This window comes from Streptomyces axinellae, from assembly GCF_039532135.1.
Taxonomy (GTDB): Bacteria; Actinomycetota; Actinomycetes; order Streptomycetales; family Streptomycetaceae; genus Streptomyces; species Streptomyces axinellae.
Genome location: NZ_BAAARJ010000009.1, coordinates 198,154 through 217,236, shown reverse-complemented (window position 1 = coordinate 217,236; position 19,083 = coordinate 198,154). Strand labels below are relative to the sequence as shown.

Below are 19,083 nucleotides of genomic sequence, written 5' to 3'. Positions count from 1 at the left end.
CGACGGCCACCCGGGCCTCCGGCCAGCCGGTCGTTCGGCCACCTGGCTGCCCGGCCACCCGGTCATTCGGCCAGATGCCTGACGTTCTCCCACGTCCGCGCGTCCACCTCGCCGACGCGCTCCAGCAGCCGGGCGAGGCCCGCCTCGGCCAGTCCGTCCGCCGCCAGATAGGCGGGCCCGGACGGGTCCTGGGGCGGCAGTACCGGATCGGGTGAGGGCTCGGAGGTCAGCCGGGCGAGCCTCGCCGAGTCGCCGCGTACCGCCAGCACGAGGAAGAGCCGCTCCTGGCCGTCCGGCAGGCTCGTACGCCAGACCTCCCCGGGGCGGGGCAGCGGCGCACCGTGCGCCCTTGCGGCGCGCGCCGCGTCCGCCGCGCCCTTGCGCCGGGGCCCGAGCCGCCCCCGTCCGTCCGCGACCGCCGCCACGAGGGCGAGCAGGACGACCACCGCGCCGAGCGCCGGCCACCACGACGTATCCATCCGAGCCCCGCCTTCCCCGCCTCTTCGGGATGTACGGCTTCGATGTACGGCCTGCCAAGATCCGCAGTCGGCACGACGCTACCCCCGGGCTGGTGATTCCGCCCACACCAGCGCTCTACCGAGGAGTCAGCCGGACCCGCGCGGCTTACGCTCGGAATTCCCCCTCGTCCACGACGTCCCGTCCACGGGCTGGGGACCACCCCGCAGGCCGCCAACGGAGGTTCCCGCTCAATGAAGCTCACCGTCGTCGGCTGTTCCGGGTCGTTTCCGTCAACGGAGTCGGCCTGTTCGAGCTATCTCGTCGAGGCCGACGGCTTCCGGCTGCTCCTGGACATGGGCAACGGCGCACTCGGCGAGTTGCAGCGCCACATCGGCCTGTACGACCTGGACGCCATCGCGCTCAGCCATCTGCACGCGGACCACTGCATCGACATGTGCGGCTATTTCGTCGCGCGCTACTACCGTCACGAGGGCGGCCGTTGTGCCCCCCTGCCGGTGTACGGGCCGGACGGCACCGAGGAACGGCTCACCACCGCCTACGCCGACGCCCCCTCCGACTCCTCGATGAGCGAGGTCTTCGCCTTTCGCCGGCTCACCCCGCACGGCGGCTTCGAACTGGGGCCCTTCCGGATCACCTCGGAACTGGTGGACCATCCGGTGGAGTCCTACGCGTTCCGCATCGAACACAAGGACAGCGGCCAGGTTCTCACGTACTCGGGCGACACGGGCCCCTGCGCCTCGCTCGAACTCGCCGCGCGGGACGCCGCGCTGTTCCTGTGCGAGGCGTCCTTCACCGACGGGAAGGAACACATCCCCGGGCTGCACCTCAACGGGCGCGAAGCGGGAGAGGCGGCGGCGCGGGCCGGCGCCGGACGGCTCGTCCTCACCCACGTGCCGCCGTGGACGGATCCGCAGATCAACCTGCGCGACGCGAAGGCCGCCTTCGGCGGACCGGTGGAGATGGCGCGGCCCGGAGCGGTCTACGAACTGTGAGCGGGCGCGCCCGCCCGTCTGCCCGTCTGCCCGGCGGGTGGGCGGGCGGGACGGGAACGGGCTACGAGAACCGTGCCGATAAAAGACCGTCCCCCGCCTCTTCGACGGGAGACGGGGGACGGGCGACGGGAGTGAGAGGGCTCCGCTACTTGGTGAGATCCTCGACCTCTTCGTCGGGCTCGCGGCCCGGGGTCTTGATGTCGAGGCGGACGATCAGGAAGCGGAAGAGCGCGTAGTAGACCGCCGCGAAACACAGGCCGATCGGGATGATCAGCCAGGGTTTTTCGGCGAGGCTCCAGTTGATGGCGTAATCGATGAAGCCCGCCGAGAAACTGAATCCGTCGTGCACGCCCAGCGCCCACGTCACCGCCATCGAGACGGCCGTCAGCACCGCGTGCACCACGTACAGCACCGGCGCGATGAACATGAAGGAGAACTCGATCGGTTCGGTGATGCCGGTCACGAACGAGGTCAGCGCCAGCGAAATCATCATGCCCAGCACGGCCTTGCGGCGGTGCGGCTTGGCACAGTGGGCGATGGCGAGCGCGGCGGCCGGCAGGCCGAACATCATGATCGGGAAGAAGCCGGACATGAATTGCCCCGCCGTCGGATCGCCCGCGAAGAACCGCGCGATGTCGCCGTGTACGACGTCACCCGAGGCATTCTTGAAATCGCCGAGCTGGAACCAGGCGACGGTGTTGAGGAATTGGTGCATGCCCACGGGGATCAGCGCACGGTTGATCAGACCGAAAATGCCCGCCCCGGCCGCGCCCAGCCCCGTCATCCACTCACCGAACGAGGTGATCGCGTCGCCGATGGGGCCCCAGATGAGAGTGAAGAGCACGCCGACGGCCAGGCCGACGAAGGCCATGATGATCGGCACCAGCCGGCGCCCGTTGAAGAAGCCGAGCCAGTCCACGAGTTTGGTGCGGTGGAAGCGCTGCCAGACGACGGCGGATATCAGCCCCATGAGCACGCCGCCCAGCACGCCCGGGTCGTTGTAGACGGCCGGGGTGTCCTCGCCCGCCTTGACGACGGCCTCGTGCACGGGGAACGCCTCAAGGACGTTCTTGTAGACCAGGAATCCGACGAGCGCGGCGAGCGCCGTGGAACCGTCGGACTTCTTGGCGAAGCCGATCGCGACGCCGATGCAGAACAGCAGCGCCAGATTGTCGAAGATCGCGCCGCCCGCGCCTGCGAAGGCAGCCGCGACGTCGTGCCACTTCAGCCCGTCGTCGCCGAAGACGTCGGGCTGCCCCAGCCGGTTCAGGATGCCGGCGGCGGGCAGCACCGCGATCGGCAGCTGCAGGCTGCGGCCGACCTTCTGCAACCCCTGGAACAGGCCGGAGCCCCGCTTCTTCGCGGGAGCAGCGGTGTCCGTGCTCATTGCGGTTTCCTCCAGATGAAGCGGGCGCCGCGCAGGGAGGAGGCCCGCTGATGGTCTAGTCCACGAGGGTGGTTTAGACCATTAGTAGCACGGCCATGTCGCGGCATGGAACGGCCAGTTCCGCGTGATATTGACCGCATGCGCGACCGCGTGCCCGCGTCCCCGGGAGGCCGGCGCGCCGCCGGCCGTCCGCTCTCTGCCGCGCCTCCCCCATGTCAGGAATTTGACATGGGGGAGGCGCGTATTTACGGTCACTGATGTCAAAGTCCTGACATTCGCTCTTCGCCGCCCGCCCGATCGCCGGAGGAACCGACCATGAGCACCCCCACAACGACAATCTCGGCCGACGCCGACCTGATCACCTTGGTGAACGTCTTCACCGTCGCCCCGGAACGGCAGAACGAGCTCGCCGACGCCCTCGACCGGGCGACCAACGGCGTATTCCTGGCCGTGCCCGGCTTCGTCTCCGCGAACCTGCACGTCAGCCTGGACGGTCAACGCGTCGTCAACTATGCGCAGTGGGCCGGGGAGCAGCAGTACAAAGAAGCGCTCCAGCGCCCCGACGTCCGCGAACACATCGCCGAGGTGGCGGCGATCGCGCAGGCATACGACCCGACCCTCACGCGGGTCCGCTCGGTCCACCGCCCCCACGGGCGGCGCGCGTGACCCCGTCGGCCGCTGTCCGGTGGCGTCGCCCGGTGGCGCCGCCCCGGTCGCCGACGGGCCCCGGGTCGGCGGGGCCGTCTCAGGCGCGGGTGTTCTCGTCCTCGATTTCCTCGGAGAGTTCCTCCGGTTCGCGGCCCGGTGTCTTCAGGTCGAACTTGGCGATCACGATCCGGAAGAGCGCGTAGTAGACCACCGCGAAGCCCAGGCCGATCGGGATGATCAGCCATGGCTTGGTCGCCAGGCTCCAGTTGATGACGTAGTCGATCAGTCCGGCCGAGAAGCTGAAGCCGTCGTGCACGCCCAGCGCCCAGGTCAACGCCATCGACACCCCGGTGAGCAGCACGTGGATGACGAACAGCGCGGGCGCCACGAACAAGAACGCGAATTCGATCGGCTCGGTGATGCCCGTCACGAACGACGTCAGGCCCACCGAGAGCATCAGGCCGCCGACCACCTTGCGCCGGCCGGGCCGTGCGGCGTGGGTGATGGCCAGCGCGGCGGCGGGCAGGGCGAACATCATGATCGGGAAGAAGCCCGAGGTGAACTGGCCGGCCGTCGGGTCCCCTGCCAGGAAGCGGTTGATGTCACCGTGGACGACCGTGCCGTCCGGTTTCTTGAAGTCCCCGAACTGAAACCACATGAAGGTGTTCAGGAACTGGTGCAGGCCGACCGGAATCAGCGCTCGGTTGGCCACACCGAAGATGCCCGAGCCCCAGGCCCCGAGGTCCGACATCCACTTCGAGAAGCTGGTGAGCGCGTCGCCCACCGGCGGCCACACCCACTGGCACAGCACCGCGAAGGCCAGCGCGACGAAGGCCATGATGATCGGCACCAGCCGGCGCCCGTTGAAGAAGCCGAGCCAGTCCACCAGCTTGACCCGGTGGAAGCGCTGCCAGAACCACGCGGACAGCAGGCCGACGATGATGCCGCCGAAGACCCCGGGATTCTGGAAGGTCTCCGCGCCGGCGGGCTTGCCGTTCTTGGCGAGGCAGGTGCCCTGCTCCGGATCGAAGACCGCGCCGGCGGCGCAGTCGGGAAACTGGTGGAGGATGTTGTAGTAGACGAGGAAGCCGGTGACGGCCGCCAGCGCGGTCGAGCCGTCCGCCTTCTTGGCCATGCCGATCGCCACACCCACGCAGAACAGCAGCGGCAATCCGAGCGCCGAGTCCAGCAGCGCGCCGCCCGCGCCCAGGAAGACCTTGGCCACATCCGTCCAGCCCAGCCCGTCGTCCCCGAAGATGTCGGGCTGGCCGAGCCGGTTGAGGATGCCGGCGGCGGGGAGCACCGCGATGGGCAACTGAAGGCTGCGGCCCATTTTCTGAAGGCCCGGGAAGAATCCGGAAGTCCACCTCTTCCACGGTCCCGGGGCGTTGGCTACGGTGCCGCTCACGAGCCTCCTCCTGACCGGTCGGTCCCTGGGGCCGGCCGTGCAGACGGTTGACGCATACTGGTGTAGACCTCTAATGCACGTCCACGGAGCGGCCGAGGGGGTGCTCCGCGACGCCAGTTAAACGTCATCTGTCGGCAGGGCGCGGACAGGCGCGCCCGCAGAGATGGGCTGAACGTGGGCTAATGTGACAAACGTGTCCTGAGGTCCACCGGCTCTGAACACCAGGAGAAGCACATGGCCACCAAGGCTGAGAAGATCGTCGCCGGACTCGGCGGACTCGACAACATCGAAGAGGTCGAGGGCTGCATCACCCGGCTCCGCACCGAGGTCAAGGACGCCTCCCTCGTCGACGAGAAGGCGCTGAAGGCCGCCGGCGCCCACGGTGTCGTCAAGATGGGCTCCGCGATCCAGGTCGTCATCGGCACCGACGCCGACCCGATCGCGGCGGACATCGAAGACATGATGTAAGGGGCGGCGTGCGGGCGCGCCGCTGCCGGGCCCCCGGCCGAACCTCCCCGGCCCGCCGCCGTGTTCGGCCCGCCCACCGTCGCGTTCGGCCGGTGCCGCGGGCCCGGATAGGCTCGCCTCATGTCACGAATCGACGGCCGTACGGCCGAGGAACTGCGCCCTGTCACCATCGAACGCGGCTGGAACAAGCACGCGGAGGGCTCCGTCCTGGTCTCCTTCGGTGACACCAAGGTGCTGTGCAACGCGAGCATGACCGAGGGAGTCCCGCGCTGGCGCAAGGGCAGCGGCCAGGGCTGGGTCACCGCCGAGTACGCCATGCTGCCGCGCTCCACCAATACCCGCGGTGACCGCGAGTCCGTCCGCGGCAAGATCGGCGGACGCACTCATGAGATCTCCCGCCTCATCGGCCGCTCCCTGCGTGCCGTGATCGACTACCGGGCGCTGGGCGAGAACACCGTCGTCCTGGACTGCGACGTCCTCCAGGCCGACGGCGGCACCCGCACCGCCGCCATCACCGGCGCCTATGTCGCGCTCGCCGACGCGGTGGCCTGGGCGCAGGAACGCAAGGTCGTCAAGTCCAAGGCCCAGCCGCTGACCGGCACCGTCGCAGCCGTCAGCGTCGGCATCGTGGACGGCACCCCGCTGCTGGACCTGTGCTACGAGGAGGACGTGCGCGCCGAGACCGACATGAACGTGGTCTGCACCGGCGAAGGCCACTTCATCGAGGTCCAGGGCACCGCCGAGGGCGCCCCCTTCGCCCGGACCGAACTGAACGGCCTTCTCGACCTGGCCGTGGCAGGCTGCGCCCAACTGGACGGGGCCCAGCGCACGGCACTGGGGCGCTAGCGGTTCGACGGCGCCGGGGCGTTCACCCGCTCCCGCCCGCCCGCTCCCGCCCGCCCGCTCCCGCCCGCTCCGGTGTTCGCCGTGGCGCGAATTTCGGAGGGGCGCCGCAGGTCAGGGGGTCGGCCCGGAACAGTCGGGCGCGGAGGGAAACTTTGCGCCCGCTTTGCACGTCTGTAGGGGTGCGGGCCGCACGTGTCGAACCGTGCGGTCCGACCAGCTTTTCGGGGGGCCGGCCCAAGGGAGCCGGGAAAACGGAGGGGGAAGCGGTGCTCCGCAAGACCACTGTCGCCGTCGCGGCGGCTGTCGTCCTGGGCATACCGGTGGTGTCCGGTTGTTCCGCGGTCGACAAGGCGCTCGACTGCGCCAACACGGCGGCCACCGTCGCCCAGGCGGCCGACGACCTCCAGCAGGCGGCGTCCGACGCGGGCGAGGACCCCACCCAGGCCAAGCGCTCCCTCGACAAGATCGACAAGAACCTGAAGACGATCGAGGAGGAGACCGACGAGGGAGATGTGCGCAAGGCCGTCACCAAGCTCGGCGACGCGGTGGACAGCGTCCGCACGGACGTGGACGCGGGCCGCACCCCCCGGACCGGTCCCGTGGGCGACGCGGCCGACGAGCTGACGAAGGTCTGCACCCCAGGCTGACCGGGCCCGGCCCAGCACGAAGGGCCCACCGGCGCCCCATGACGTGCCCTGCCCGCGCCGGACGGGATAATCGGTGCCCATGAGCACCCAGCGCCTGATCCTCGCCACCCGCAACGCCCACAAGGTCACCGAGCTGAAGGCGATCCTCGCCGAGGCGGGTCTCGACCTCGACCTGGTCGGCGCCGACGCCTACCCCGAGATCCCCGACGTCAAGGAGACCGGGGTGACCTTCGCCGAGAACGCCCTCCTCAAGGCGCACGCCCTGGCCCAGGCCACCGCGCTGCCCGCCGTCGCCGACGACTCGGGCCTGTGCGTGGACGTGCTCGGCGGCGCCCCCGGCATCTTCTCCGCGCGCTGGGCGGGCCGGCACGGGGACGATGACGCGAACTTGAACCTGCTGCTCGCCCAGCTCTCCGACATCGAGGACGCCCACCGCGCCGCCCACTTCGAGTGCGCGGCGGCCCTCGCCCTGCCCGACGGCACCGAGCGCGTCGTCAACGGCCGCCTGCGCGGCACCCTGCGCCACACCCCGGCAGGCGGCAACGGCTTCGGCTACGACCCGATCCTCCAGCCCGACGGCGAGACCAGGACCTGCGCCGAGCTGCACCCGGATGAGAAGAACGCCATCAGCCACCGCGGCCAGGCATTCCGCGCCCTGGCCCCCCTCGTCCGCACCTTGCTGACGGCGGACTGAAGGCCGCGCGCCGTGCGCCACTCGGGAGCGCGGGCGCGCGGCAGTGCGGAAGGTCAAGAAGGCCGGGGCGCGCGGCGCCGGGCCAAGCCGGGGGCAAGGGGCGCGCGAGGTCGTATCGGGCGCCGGGGGCTGCCGGGGCGTGCGCGGGTGTGCGCTGTGCGCGAGGGGGGACTCGAACCCCCACGTCCGAAGACACCGGCACCTAAAGCCGTCCCGTCTACCAATTCCGGCACTCGCGCGCGCAGATATCGTACTGCGCGCGCCCGCGCACTCACGGGGCCGGGGGTGAATCGGCACGGCACCGTGCGAGGCGGGCGCGGCGGGGTGGTGGGCGGGGTCAGAAGGTGGGCTCGTTGGCCTGGGCTCGGGCGAGGGCGCGGGCTTCCTCGTCGGTGCTGACCGAGGGCGGGGAGCCCTCCAGCGGCTGCTGGGCGGTTTCCTTCATGCACAGCACGGCAATGATGCCGATCACCGCGGCGCCCGACGCGTAGTACGCGGGGGCCAGCTTGTCGCCGGTCGAGTCGACCAGGGCCGTCATCACGCCGGGCGCGGTACCGCCGAAGAGCGCCGTGGCGACGTTGTAGCCGATGGACAGCGAGCCGTAGCGCACATCCGTGGGGAACAGCGCGGGCAGCGTCGCCGACATCGTGCCCAGCAGACAGACCAGGCAGGCGCCGAGCACCAGCAGGCCGCCCACGACCGCGATGAAGCTGCCCTGCTGGAACAGGGCGAAGGCGGGGATCGTCAGGACGGCGGAGCCGACCATGCCCGCCATCAGCACGGGCTTGCGGCCGAAGCGGTCGTTGAGGTGGCCCACCCGCTGGAGGACCAGGGCCATCGCCACCATGGCGATGATCGCCGCGACCAGTTCCATCGAGTTCTTGTAGCCGAGGGCGTCGGTGAGGTAGGCGGGCATGTAGGACAGCAGCATGTAGTCGATGACGTTGTACGCCGCCACCAGGCCGATGCACAGGAGCAGGGTGCGCCACTGCTCGGCGAAGATCGTCTTCAGTTCCTTCTGCGGCACGTTCTCCGAGAGCCGGGGCGTGCTGGCCTCCTCCACGCCCGCCTCCACCGGGTGCGACATCTCAGCGGCGCGCTTCTGGAAGGCCGGGGTCTCATCGAGCCTCATCCGCAGGTACAGGCCGATGACGCCGATCGGCCCGCCGACCAGGAACGGGATGCGCCAGCCCCAGGCGAGCATCGTGTCGGGGCCCAGCGTGGTGTTCAGGAGCAGCACGAGCGCGGCGGCGCCGGTGTAGCCGGTGAGGGTGCCCAACTCCAGGAAGCTGCCGAAATAGCCGCGCTTCTTGTCCGGCGCGTACTCGGCGATGAAGGTGGCGGCGCCGCCGTACTCGCCGCCCGTGGAGAAGCCCTGCACCAGGCGGCAGGTCAGCAGCAGCGCGGGCGAGGCGAGCCCGATGCTGGCGTAGGACGGGATGAGCCCGATGCAGAAGGTGCCCAGCGCCATCAGGATCATCGTCGTGGCCAGGACCTTTTTGCGCCCGATACGGTCGCCGAGCGGGCCGAAGAACAGCCCGCCGAGCGGCCGTACCAGGAAGGAGGCGGCGAAGGCGGTGAAGGACGCGAGAAGCTGGGTGCTGCCGGCCGGGAAGAAGACCTTGCCGATGGTGACCGCGAGATACGCGTAGATCCCGAAGTCGAACCATTCCATCGCATTACCGACCGCGGCGGCTTTGGTGGCCGTGCGGACCGTCTTCTCGTCCGTGACGGTGATATCGCTGCGGCGGATGCGGGGGCGCATCCGCCGTCTGACGGCGCGGAAGAGACTGCGGTGCCGCTTGAGGGCAGCCGGGTCGGGGGCCGGATCCTCGTGGTTCATCCCTCATGAGTACCGCACGGCGCCCGTCTTATACGGCACCAGGGGGCCTGCCGCCGATCGGGCGCTCAGGACAGCGGGCACGCGCTCATCAGGCGTCCGACGAGGCCAGGCCCAGGTCCTTGAGGAGCTTGGCGACGTGGCCGGTGGCCTTGACGTTGTAGAGGGCCCGCTCGACCTTGCCCTCCTCATCGACGATCACCGTGGAGCGGATGACGCCCGTGACCGTCTTGCCGTACAGCTTCTTCTCGCCGAAGGCGCCGTACGCCTCCATCGTCTCCTTGGACGGGTCGCCGGCCAGCGTGACCTTCAAGGACTCCTGCTCGCGAAACTTCGCCAGCTTCTCCGGCTTGTCGGGGGAGACGCCGATGACGTCGTAGCCCTGGCCGGCCAGCAGTTCGAGGTTGTCGGTGAAGTCGCACGCCTGCTTCGTGCAGCCCGGGGTCAGCGCGGCGGGGTAGAAGTACACGATCACCTTGCGGCCCCGGTGCGCGGCGAGGGAGACGTCCTTCCCGTCGGCGTCCGGCAGCGTGAAGTCGGGGGCGGTGTCGCCGGGCTCAAGTCGCTCGCTCATCGGGGCTCCTCTGCTGCTGGTTCACAGGTGGTTCTCACAGTGGCTCCCACCGGTCGTGATCACTCTCGGTGGGACCCTGCCCGAGCGTAGCCGGGTGGCGCCGATCGGGGGTGCCGTGGGGCGTCGGGCCCGGCGAGCTGACAGGATGTCCGGTAACACGGTAGGACGCAGGACTGACAGCGACAGCGACGGAGGCAGCTCGGTGCCGGAAGCCAGGACCCCCGCGGACATCGAGGCGGATATCGTCCGCAGGCGAGCCGACCTCGCCGCGGCGCTGGACGAGATCGCCGTACGCGTTCACCCGAAGACGGTCGTGGGAGACGCCAAGGCGAAGGCCGCGGCGGCGCTCGACCGCACCGCGGGCCGCGCGTACGTCGCCGCCAACCGCGTCGTCACCGACGTACGCGGGCAGTTCGTCGACCAGGAGGGCTCGCCCCGGCTGGAGCGCGTGGTCCCCGTCGCCCTCATCGGGGTCGCCCTCGTGGGCGGTGTGTTCGCACTCTCGGCTCGGCGCCGCCGCCGCTGAGGGGCTGAGATACGGTCGTGCCGTGAGCCCTGAGACCCCTGCCTCCCCGCCCCATGACAAGCTGCCCATCCGGATGCTGCACGACCGCGTGCTCGTACGGACGGACACCAGCGAGGGCGAACGCCGCTCCTCCGGCGGCATCGTGATCCCCGCGACGGCCGCCGTCGGGCGCAGGCTGGACTGGGCCGAAGTCGTCGCCGTCGGCCAGAACGTACGGACGGTCGAGCCGGGGGACCGCGTGCTGTACGACCCGGAGGACCGGGCCGAGGTGGAGGTTCGGGGGGTCGCCTATTACCTGATGCGGGAGCGGGACCTCCACGCCGTGGCCGCCGAACGCCTCCAGGGTTCGGAGGACTCGACAGGGCTGTACCTGTAAGGGCCCTGTGAGTCGTGAGAGCCCGTGATGAGCTGAGCCCGTGATTGAGCTGTGAGAGCCCTCGGACCGCGAGGGCCGGGGGCCTTTGAGGGCCCTCGACAGGTGAGGGCCCTCAGCTCGCGGGGGCCGGGCGGCCCGGCCGGTCAGTGGCCCGAGGTGGCCTTCAGGCCGACGACGGCCACCAGCAGCAGGCAGACGAAGAAGATCCGGGCCGCGGTGACGGGTTCGCCGAGGGCGAGCATGCCGATGACGGCAGCCCCCGCCGCGCCGATGCCGACCCATACGCCGTACGCCGTCCCGATGGGCAGCGACTTGGCGGCCAGCGACAGCAACACCATGCTCGTGGCGAATCCGGCCACGGTGAACACGCTCGGCCACAGCCGGGTGAAGCCCTCGGTGAACTTGAGTCCGATCGCCCAGGCGACCTCGACGAGACCGGCGGCGATGAGCAGGATCCAGGCCATGACGGCACCTCCGTGAGTGGGACTTCGGGGGTGCGTCGTCTTCGCTGGGCCCGGTACGGCGCGTCTCGTCGGGACCGGTCAGCGCACGCGGGCCGACCGGTCCTGGAACCGTAGCAAAGGGGGCGGGCGCGGGTGGTGGCCCAAGTCACCCTCCGGTTCACCGGTGGTGCGCGGGGCCGCTGAGGCACGTGGTCAGGCGGGGCCACCCGTGGTGAGGCCCACCAGCCCGCTCTCGTAGGCCAGGACAACCGCCTGCGTGCGGTTGGCGGCACCCAGCTTGGACAGCACATTGCCCACGTGGGTTTTGACGGTCTCCAGGCTCACCCGCAGTTCCGCCGCCGCCTCCTGGTTGGAGCGGCCCTGCGCCATGAGGCGGAGGATCTCGCGTTCCCGGACGGTGAGGGCGGGGGCCGCGGCGGAGACGGCGCGGGCGGCCGGGGCCGCGCGGCCGGTCGCCAGGCGGCGGACCGCCTCCGGGAAGAGGACGGAGTCGCCGGTGGCCACCAGCCGGATGGCGTGGGCGATCTGCCGGGCGGGCGCGCTCTTGCGGATGAAGCCGGCGGCCCCGGCGCGCAGCGCGTCGTAGACGTACTCGTCGTTCTCGAACGTGGTGATCACGACGATCTTCGGCGGATCGGCCGACGCGGTGCGCAGCAGCCGGGTCGCCTCGATGCCGTCCAGCCGGGGCATCCGGACGTCCATCAGCACGACGTCGGGGCGCAGCCGCTCGGCCATCCCGAGCACCTCGGCGCCGTCCGCCGCCTCGCCCACGACGTCGAGATCGGGTTTGGCCGAGAGCAGGGCGCGCAGCCCGGTGCGGGTCAGCTCCTCGTCATCAGCGATGAGCAACGTGATCACTGGCTCGGCGTCCGTGGTCATGGCGCCGACCGTAGCGGTATGCGGGCGGTCAGCCGCCAGCGCCCGCCTGGTTCGCCGTCCGGCCCGGCGGACAGTTCGCCGCGCAGCAGCCGGACCCGCTCGGCGACGCCCGTCAGGCCGTTTCCCCCGGCGGCCCTGCTGGAACTGCCGCAGCTGTCGGGGCCGGCGGTGCCGGGACGGGAGGGCTCGGCGGTGTCCAATGGATTGGTGAGCGTCACCTCCAGATGGCCGTCCCGTACGGCGATCAGCAGGCTGATCCGCGAATCCGGCCCGGGGACCGTACGTGTGCCGTGACGCAGGGCGTTGGTCAGGCCCTCCTGGACGATGCGGTACGCCTCCCGGGAGACCGCCGACGGGACTTTGGACAAGTCGCCCGAGGTCTCCACCCGGAGGTCCGCGCCCGCCTGCCGGACCCGTTCCGTCAGCGGGCCGAGGTCGGCGAGAGCGCGCTGCGGGGCGGTGGCCGGCTGCCGGGCGCGCAGGACGCCGAGCACATGGTCGAGGTCGTCCATGGCGGCGCGTGAGGTCTCCTCGATGCTGGTGAGAGCACGCCGGGCCGCGACCGGGTCGCTCTCCATCAGCTCTCCGGCGACGGCGGCCTGGATGGTGGCGGCGGTCAGAGTGTGGCCGATCGAGTCGTGCAACTCCTGGGCCAGCCTGTTGCGTTGGGCCAGCAGATCCCGCTGTTCCTCGACGGCCGCCAGCCGCTCGGCGGCGCGGTGGCCGAGCAGGGCGCGGGCGAGCGGTCGCGCCGCCGCCGCGCCGCCCACGGCGGACGCCCAGCCCAGTGCCAGGCTGGCGGCACCGACAGCCGCCGCCCACAAGCCCGGCCATCCGGCGGGCAGGTGCGCGGTCCCGCCGAAGACCGTGACCGCCCCGCCGCCGCCGAGCCATACGGCGGGAAAGAGTACGGCCGCGAACAGCGCGAGCCCGGCCACCGCCGTCGCCGCCGCGCCGAGCGCCATGTGTGCGGCCAGCCAGGCAGAGGCGCGTGCCGGATTCGCCCACCGGTCGGCGAAGGCGGGCCGGGCGACTGACCGGCGCGCGGCCGGACGCACTGCCGCCGACTGCTCAGCGGCCGAACGGCGGGTGGCCCTGCCGGCCGGGTCGGCGGGGGCGGGGAGTCCGGCGTCCAGCAGCAGGTTGGCCAGCCGCACCGCCGCGCGGCGGGACGCGCGGGGAGCGCCCATGGCGCCGACGGTCGCGCACAGGGCCAGCCCGAACACCGGGAGACGGAGCGCCGTCGGCCAGTCCGGCGGGGTGACGGCCAGTGCCACGGCCAGCGGCGGAATGCCGAGGAGCGCGCCGACGACCGCGTGGCTGCCGCCCCTGACGGCGCGCTTGCCGCCCCTGCCCAGGCGCTCGGCCAAGCCCGCGCCCAGGCCCCGGCCTGGGCCCGCGACTTTGCCCATGCCCGCGACTTTGCCCATGCCCTCGACCTTGCCCATGCCCTCGCCCTCGCCCCCGCCTGTGCTCACGGACCGCACCGTACCTTCGGGCCCCTCGGCGCACTTCCCCCGGAAGAGCCGGCTGGTCCCCCCGCCGATGGGGGAGCGCCGGATTCCCTCCCTGGGGGATGCGAGGGAACGGCGTCCGCTGGGAGGGTCGGCGGGGCCGAAGGCCGTGCCGCGAAATCCCCGTTCCCGAACTCTCGAAAGGCCGCCGTGAATTCGTCGCTCTTCTCATCCGCCAAATACCGCATACCCGCTGGGCCTCCGGTATCGGGAGCCGCCCGGGTGGGCGCGGCGGTGTGGCTTGTCGCCGTCGCGCAGTTCTTCGCCGTTCAGCTTGTTGTGCAGTCCGGCTGGCGCACGTCCTACAGTTGGGCGACCTTCAACATCAGCGATCTGGGCAACGTCCATTGCGGGATGTGGGATGTCTCCAGGCCGCGCTATGTGTGTTCGCCGCTGCACGACGTCATGAACGTCTCGTTCGCCGTGCACGGAGTGCTGTTGTCGGCCGGGGCGCTGCTGCTCGGTGGCTGCTGGGGGCCGGGCGGAATGTCGGTGACCGCCAGGGTGCTGCTCCTGATCGGTTGCGGCGGGTGGATTCTGGTCGGTTCCGTGCCCGCCGATGTGAACGAGAATCTGCATGTGCTGGGCGCGCTCTTCATCATGGGTCTGGGAAACATCGGGCTCGTGTGCGCGGGATTTCTGCGCCGGGATTCGCTTTTCGGGCGCGGCCGTCCGCGCGTGGTGACCCTCGCGATCGCCGCTGCCGCGCAGTTGGCGACATGGCTGTTCTTCGCGCAGGCCGACCCCGGTATCGGACTGGGCGCCATGGAAAGGGCGGCCGCGTTCGCGCTGGACGCGTGGGTGTCCGTGATGGCGGTATCGGTCATCCGCGCCGGAAATCCCGCCGGCCGGGCGCCCCGTGGCGCCCGGCCGGTCCCGGCTGCGGGGTGAGCCTGCGTCACCCCTGTCGCGCGCGCACCCTCACCAGCTTCGCTGGCTCTGGGTCCGTGGTACGCCGCCGCCTCCGCCGCCCTGGGCGCCGTTCTGGCCGATGCCGCCGTTCCCCGGGTCGCCGCCGCCGTTGACTCCGCCGGGGTCGTTCCCGCCGTTGGGGTTGCCGCCGTCCACTCCGCCGATGCCGGGGTCGCCGGTCGGGGGCGGGGGGGTCGTCGGGACGCTGGGCGGGGCCGTGGGCGTGGTGGGGCGGTCGGTGGGCCGGTCCGTGGAGGGGGGCGGTGAGACGGGGGTGTCCGAGGAGGGCGGCTGGGTGGTGGGGCCGTTGGTGCTGGGCGACTGGGTGCTGGGCAGGTCGGCGTTGCCCTTGGTGTCCAGCTTGAAGTCCTTGGCGGGGCGGCCCTTGAGGGCCGTCTTCGTGTAGGAGCCCCAGATCTTCGCGGGGAAGCCGCCGCCGTTGACGCGGGTTTCGCCCGCGGCGCCGTACAGCGGCTTTTGCACGCCGCTGTTCGAGTCCTGGCCCATGACGCTGACGACGGTGGCCAGGTCGGGGGTGTAGCCCGCGAACCAGGCCGCCTTGTCCTCCTCGGCGGTGCCCGTCTTGCCCGCCGCCGGGCGGCCCGCCGACTGGGCCGCCGTGCCGGTGCCGCTCTTGACGACGCTGCGCAGGATGGCCGTCGTGGTGTCGGCGGCGTCCCGGGGGATGGCCTGCTTCGGGTCGTGGTCGGGCAGGTTGACGACCTCGCCGCCGCGGGTGGCCTTGCGCACGAGACTGTAGGTGCCGTGCTTGCCGTGGTTGGCGAGCGTCGCGTACGCCTCGGCCATGTCCAAGGTGGAGGCCGTGGTGACGCCGAGGGCGATCGAGCCGTCGTCGGGCATGTTCGGCACGGACTCGGGGATGCCCAGATCGACCGCGGTGTCCTTGACCCGCTTGGGGCCGACGTCGATGCCCATCTGCGCGAAGACGCTGTTGACCGACTTGTCCATGGCCGTGGTGACGGGGATCTGGCCGTAGGACCTGTCGTCCTCGTTGGCGGGCGAGTAGTCCGTGCCGTGGCCGTCGCTGACGACCTCGCGCTTGTTGGTGCCGTCGTAGATGGTGCGCGGCGTGATGGGCGAGCCGCTCTGGGTCTTGGACTTGTTCTGGAGGGCCGAGGCGAAGATGAACGGCTTGAAGGTGGAGCCCACTTGGTAGTCGCGCCGCGTGGCGTTGTTGACGTACTGCTTGGTGTAGCCGATACCGCCGTACATCGCGACGACCTCGCCGGTCTTCGGGTCCACCGAGGAGCCGCCGGCCCGGACGTGCTTGTCGATCTTGCGGTTCTTCTTGTCGAGCCGGGACATCAGCTCCTTGTCGACTGCCTCGCGCATGGCCTTCTGCTTCTTCGGCTGGATCGTTGTGGTGATCCGGAAGCCGCCGGCGGCCAGCCGCCGCTCGTCGATGATGTCGTTGCCGATGAGGTGGTTCTTGACCGCTTCCACGAGATAGCCGCGCTCACCCGCCATGTTCCCCGGCGGCTTGGCCTTGTCGGGCTCGGGGAACTTCGCCCCGTCGCGGGACGCCTTGCTGAGCCAGCCCTTCTTGACCATGCCGTCCATCACGTACTCCCAGCGCGCGACGGCCCGGCGCTTGTTCTCCGGGTGGGCGCGGGTGTCGTACGCGTTGGGGGAGTTGACCAGCGCGGCGAGGTAGGCGCCCTCCTCCGGGGTGAGCTTGCCGACGTCCTTGCCGTAGTAGGCGTGGGCCGCCGACTGGATGCCGTAGGCGTTGCGGCCGAAGTAGCTGGTGTTCAGGTAGCCCTGGAGGATGTCGTTCTTGCTCACTTCGCGGTCGAGCTTGAGCGCGATGAAGAACTCCTTGGCCTTGCGGGAGACGGTCTGCTCCTGCTCCAGGTAGTAGTTCTTCACATACTGCTGGGTGATGGTGGAGCCGGACTGGCGGCCCTTGCCGGTGACCATGTTCCAGCCCGCGCGGACCATCGCCTTGGGGTCGATCGCCGACTCGTGGTAGAAGTCGCGGTCCTCGGCGGCCAGTACCGCGCGCTGGGTGGTCTTGGGCACCTGGCTGAGAGTGACGTTCTCCCGGTTGACCTCGCCGTCCCGGGCGATCTGGGTGCCGTCCGCGTACAGGAAGACGTTCGTCTGCGCGGCGGCGGCCTTGTTCGGCGCCGGAATGCTGACGAGCAGATATCCGGCGACCAGCGCACCGGAGACCAGCAGGACGATCAGCAGCACCCCGCCCAGCACCATCCGCCAGGTGGGCAGGAGGCGGCGCCAGCCGGTGCGGCGGCGTTTTCCGCCGGCCGTGGCAGGGGCGTTCGCCTCCTTCTCCTGGCCGTCGGCCTCGCTGTTCTGCTCGTCGCTCATGTCTGCAGGGACTCCTCGTCCAGGGTCGGGCGATGCGCGTGTACGCCCCGTAGAACACTGTCGCACCCTCCGCACCCGAGAACGAGGCGGGGCCACACCGGGAGTGACCGGCGCCAGGGCCGATCGGCCGGGGGTCTCACCCGGCCCGGTGATTAATCGGTGGCCGCTCACCCGGGGGTGAACTAGGCTCCGGCGCTTCGGTCTCGTACGGAAGTGCTACTTGGAAGACGGTGGAGGAGCTCGAAAGGATGCGCATACTCCGCCTCTATTTCGCCGTGGCCCTGAGTGGGTTCCGGCGCTACGCCACCTACCGGGTGGCCACGGCGGCCGGAGTCTTCACCAACACCGTCTTCGGATTCATCCTCGCGTTCACCTTCATCGCCCTGTGGCACGAGCGACCCCACCTGGGGGGTTACGACCAGTCCCAGGCGTTGACGTTCGTGTGGACCGGGCAGGCGCTGCTGGCCGCCGCCGCGCTGATGGGCGGCGGGTTCCAGGAGGAGTTCCACGAGCGGATCCGCAACGGGGACGTGGCCATCGACCTGTACCGGCCGGTGGACCTCCAGCTGTGGTGGCTCGCGTCCGACCTGGGGCGGGCCGCCTTCCACCTGCTGGGCCGCGGCGTCGCCCCGCTGACCGTCGGGGCACTGGCGTTCGACCTGGCACTGCCGGGGTCCCCGGCGGTGTGGCTGCTGTTCCTGGTGTCGGTGTGGGCGGGCGTGGTGGTGAGCTTCGCGCTGCGCTACCTCTTCGCGCTCTGCGGCTTCTGGCTGCTGGACGCGAGCGGGCTCGCCGCCCTCTCCTCACTGCTGAGCGTCTTCTTCTCCGGAATGCTGCTGCCGCTGACCCTCTTCCCCGGCGCGCTCGGCGAGGCCGTCCGGTGGCTGCCGTGGGCCGCCACGCTCCAAGTCCCGGCCGACATGCTGCTGGGCGTACGCCACGGCGGCTCGGCGGTGAGCGGCCTCGCCTTCCAGGCCGGCTGGGCGCTGGCCCTGCTCGGCGCCGGCCGGCTCCTCCAGTCGGCCGCCACGCGCAAGGTGGTGGTCCAGGGTGGCTGAACCGGACCGCCGGACGGCGAACGGGGTGCGGGAGGGGTGGCGGGAGGGGTGGCCGGATGAGGGGGGAGCGCGCCGCGTGCTGTGGGGGCTGCGCGCGTACGGCTTCATCGTGGCGATGTGGGTGCGCTCGACGATGGCGTACCGGACCTCCTTCGTGATCATGCTGGTCGTCAGCTTCGCCACGACGTTCCTCGACTTCGCCGCGATCGTGATCATGTTCTCCCACGTGAAGGAGCTGGGCGGCTTCTCGCTGCCCGAGGTGGCCTTCCTCTACGGCACCTCCAACGTCGCCTTCGGCTTGGCCGACCTGCTGCTCGGCCAGGCCGAACGGATCGGCCGCCGGGTGCGCGACGGCACGCTGGACGTCCTGCTCACCCGGCCCGTGCCGGTCCTCAGCCAGGTGGCGGCCGACCGCTTCGCGCTGCGCAGACTGGGGCGGATCTGCCAAGGGGGGCTGGTGCTGGGCTGGTCGCTCGTCCGGCTGGACCTGGACTGGAGCGTGGGCAAGGTGCTGCTGACGGTCTCGATGGTGCTGTGCGGCGGCGCCATCTTCGGCTGTGTGTTCGTCCTCGGCGGCGCTTTCCAATTCTGGGCGCAGGATGCCACGGAGGTGCAGAGCGCCTTCACCTACGGCGGCACGACGATGCTCCAGTACCCGCCCACCGTCTTCGCCGAGGACCTGGTGCGCGGGGTGACGTTCGTGGTGCCGCTGGCCTTCGTCAACTGGCTGCCCGCGCTGCGCGTCCTGGGCCGCGACGACCCGCTGGGCCTGCCCGGCTGGGTGGACTTCGCCGCCCCCGCCGTCGCACTGCTGTGCTGCGCGGTGACGGGCCTGGCCTGGCGGGCCGGGCTGCGCGCGTACCGCAGCACGGGCAGTTGACAGTCAGCTGACCGGCGGTCGAACGAGGTGACGTGGCAGCCGGCGGCGGTGAGCAGCGGGCAGCGGCACAGAGCAGGGGCGGCGCCCAGTCGCGGCGGCACGGAGCAGCGGTGGAGCAGAACAGCGGCGGCACACAGAGAA

The 19,083-nt window shown here is 70.9% G+C and carries 20 protein-coding genes, 1 tRNA gene and 1 riboswitch; of the genes, 11 read left to right on the top strand and 10 right to left on the bottom strand.

Translation table 11 applies throughout. The annotated features are described in order from the left end of the window. Positions 1–62: 62 nt before the first annotated feature. Complete coding sequence (locus tag ABD339_RS15880; protein WP_344566468.1) at positions 63–479, bottom strand: type II toxin-antitoxin system PemK/MazF family toxin; 417 nt, start codon at positions 477–479, stop codon at positions 63–65. A gap of 231 nt (positions 480–710) precedes the next feature. Between ABD339_RS15880 and ABD339_RS15875 the strand changes: the two genes are divergently transcribed. Beyond that, positions 711–1,472: an MBL fold metallo-hydrolase gene (locus ABD339_RS15875; protein ID WP_344566466.1), complete on the top strand. Its 762-nt coding sequence runs from the start codon at positions 711–713 to the stop codon at positions 1,470–1,472. A 145-nt stretch (positions 1,473–1,617) separates the two neighbouring features. Here ABD339_RS15875 and ABD339_RS15870 read toward each other — a convergent pair whose 3' ends face one another. Beyond that, entirely contained in the window at positions 1,618–2,859 is a 1,242-nt protein-coding gene (locus ABD339_RS15870; RefSeq protein WP_344566464.1) for a PTS transporter subunit EIIC, read from the bottom strand. A gap of 315 nt (positions 2,860–3,174) precedes the next feature. Here ABD339_RS15870 and ABD339_RS15865 point away from each other — a divergent pair, with 315 nt between their 5' ends. Beyond that, positions 3,175–3,525 carry an antibiotic biosynthesis monooxygenase family protein gene (locus ABD339_RS15865; RefSeq protein ID WP_344566462.1) on the top strand — a complete coding sequence of 117 codons (351 nt, stop codon included), beginning with the start codon at positions 3,175–3,177 and terminating at the stop codon, positions 3,523–3,525. A gap of 79 nt (positions 3,526–3,604) precedes the next feature. On the opposite strand, the gene ABD339_RS15860 is transcribed toward ABD339_RS15865, so the two are convergent. Then, positions 3,605–4,840 carry a PTS transporter subunit EIIC gene (locus ABD339_RS15860; protein ID WP_344566683.1) on the bottom strand — a complete coding sequence of 412 codons (1,236 nt, stop codon included), beginning with the start codon at positions 4,838–4,840 and terminating at the stop codon, positions 3,605–3,607. Positions 4,841–5,113: 273 nt separating this feature from the next. Between ABD339_RS15860 and ABD339_RS15855 the strand changes: the two genes are divergently transcribed. From ABD339_RS15855 to rdgB, 4 genes are all read left to right on the top strand, one after another. Next, positions 5,114–5,383, top strand: a complete 270-nt coding sequence (locus ABD339_RS15855; protein WP_344566681.1) for a PTS sugar transporter subunit IIB — start codon at positions 5,114–5,116, stop codon at positions 5,381–5,383. 120 nt (positions 5,384–5,503) lie between these two features. After that, positions 5,504–6,229, top strand: a complete 726-nt coding sequence (gene rph, locus ABD339_RS15850; protein WP_344566460.1) for a ribonuclease PH — start codon at positions 5,504–5,506, stop codon at positions 6,227–6,229. A gap of 266 nt (positions 6,230–6,495) precedes the next feature. Beyond that, positions 6,496–6,876: a hypothetical protein gene (locus tag ABD339_RS15845; protein ID WP_344566458.1), complete on the top strand. Its 381-nt coding sequence runs from the start codon at positions 6,496–6,498 to the stop codon at positions 6,874–6,876. Positions 6,877–6,955: 79 nt separating this feature from the next. Then, positions 6,956–7,570 carry an RdgB/HAM1 family non-canonical purine NTP pyrophosphatase gene (gene rdgB, locus ABD339_RS15840; protein WP_344566456.1) on the top strand — a complete coding sequence of 205 codons (615 nt, stop codon included), beginning with the start codon at positions 6,956–6,958 and terminating at the stop codon, positions 7,568–7,570. Between the two features lie 157 nt (positions 7,571–7,727). Here the strand turns inward: rdgB and ABD339_RS15835 are convergent. The 3 genes from ABD339_RS15835 to bcp all read right to left on the bottom strand — a co-directional run bounded on the left by ABD339_RS15835 (position 7,728) and on the right by bcp (position 9,984). Next, positions 7,728–7,809: transfer RNA gene (locus ABD339_RS15835), tRNA-Leu, on the bottom strand. Between the two features lie 98 nt (positions 7,810–7,907). Beyond that, positions 7,908–9,413, bottom strand: a complete 1,506-nt coding sequence (locus tag ABD339_RS15830; protein WP_344566454.1) for an MFS transporter — start codon at positions 9,411–9,413, stop codon at positions 7,908–7,910. An 88-nt stretch (positions 9,414–9,501) separates the two neighbouring features. Further along, positions 9,502–9,984 carry a thioredoxin-dependent thiol peroxidase gene (bcp, locus tag ABD339_RS15825; RefSeq protein WP_344566451.1) on the bottom strand — a complete coding sequence of 161 codons (483 nt, stop codon included), beginning with the start codon at positions 9,982–9,984 and terminating at the stop codon, positions 9,502–9,504. 202 nt (positions 9,985–10,186) lie between these two features. On the opposite strand from bcp, the gene ABD339_RS15820 reads away from it, so the two are divergent. Both ABD339_RS15820 and ABD339_RS15815 read left to right on the top strand, forming a co-directional pair. Further along, a complete protein-coding gene (locus tag ABD339_RS15820; RefSeq protein ID WP_344566449.1) occupies positions 10,187–10,510 on the top strand; it encodes a DUF3618 domain-containing protein in 324 nt (107 codons plus the stop codon). 73 nt (positions 10,511–10,583) lie between these two features. Then, entirely contained in the window at positions 10,584–10,886 is a 303-nt protein-coding gene (locus ABD339_RS15815) for a GroES family chaperonin (protein WP_344566676.1), read from the top strand. Positions 10,887–11,029: 143 nt separating this feature from the next. Here ABD339_RS15815 and ABD339_RS15810 read toward each other — a convergent pair whose 3' ends face one another. From ABD339_RS15810 to ABD339_RS15800, 3 genes are all read right to left on the bottom strand, one after another. After that, the gene (locus ABD339_RS15810; RefSeq protein ID WP_344566447.1) at positions 11,030–11,350 is read right to left on the bottom strand and encodes a DMT family transporter; all 321 of its coding nucleotides are present in this window, start codon (positions 11,348–11,350) and stop codon (positions 11,030–11,032) included. Positions 11,351–11,379: 29 nt separating this feature from the next. Beyond that, positions 11,380–11,439, bottom strand: a riboswitch (guanidine-III (ykkC-III) riboswitch). A gap of 103 nt (positions 11,440–11,542) precedes the next feature. Then, on the bottom strand, positions 11,543–12,229 hold the full coding sequence (locus ABD339_RS15805) for a response regulator transcription factor (protein ID WP_344566445.1): 687 nt from the start codon (positions 12,227–12,229) through the stop codon (positions 11,543–11,545). Continuing rightward, positions 12,226–13,707, bottom strand: coding sequence for a histidine kinase (locus ABD339_RS15800; RefSeq protein ID WP_344566443.1), 1,482 nt, complete (start codon positions 13,705–13,707; stop codon positions 12,226–12,228). The genes ABD339_RS15805 and ABD339_RS15800 overlap by 4 nt, the downstream gene beginning before the upstream one ends. 258 nt (positions 13,708–13,965) lie before the next feature. On the opposite strand from ABD339_RS15800, the gene ABD339_RS15795 reads away from it, so the two are divergent. Next, entirely contained in the window at positions 13,966–14,634 is a 669-nt protein-coding gene (locus tag ABD339_RS15795; RefSeq protein WP_344566441.1) for a DUF998 domain-containing protein, read from the top strand. Positions 14,635–14,664: 30 nt separating this feature from the next. Here ABD339_RS15795 and ABD339_RS15790 read toward each other — a convergent pair whose 3' ends face one another. Then, positions 14,665–17,004, bottom strand: a complete 2,340-nt coding sequence (locus tag ABD339_RS15790) for a transglycosylase domain-containing protein (protein WP_344566439.1) — start codon at positions 17,002–17,004, stop codon at positions 14,665–14,667. 248 nt (positions 17,005–17,252) lie between these two features. On the opposite strand from ABD339_RS15790, the gene ABD339_RS15785 reads away from it, so the two are divergent. Both ABD339_RS15785 and ABD339_RS15780 read left to right on the top strand, forming a co-directional pair. Next, entirely contained in the window at positions 17,253–18,062 is an 810-nt protein-coding gene (locus tag ABD339_RS15785) for an ABC transporter permease (RefSeq protein WP_344566437.1), read from the top strand. 115 nt (positions 18,063–18,177) lie between these two features. Next, complete coding sequence (locus ABD339_RS15780) at positions 18,178–18,942, top strand: ABC transporter permease (protein WP_344566674.1); 765 nt, start codon at positions 18,178–18,180, stop codon at positions 18,940–18,942. Positions 18,943–19,083 lie beyond the last annotated feature (141 nt).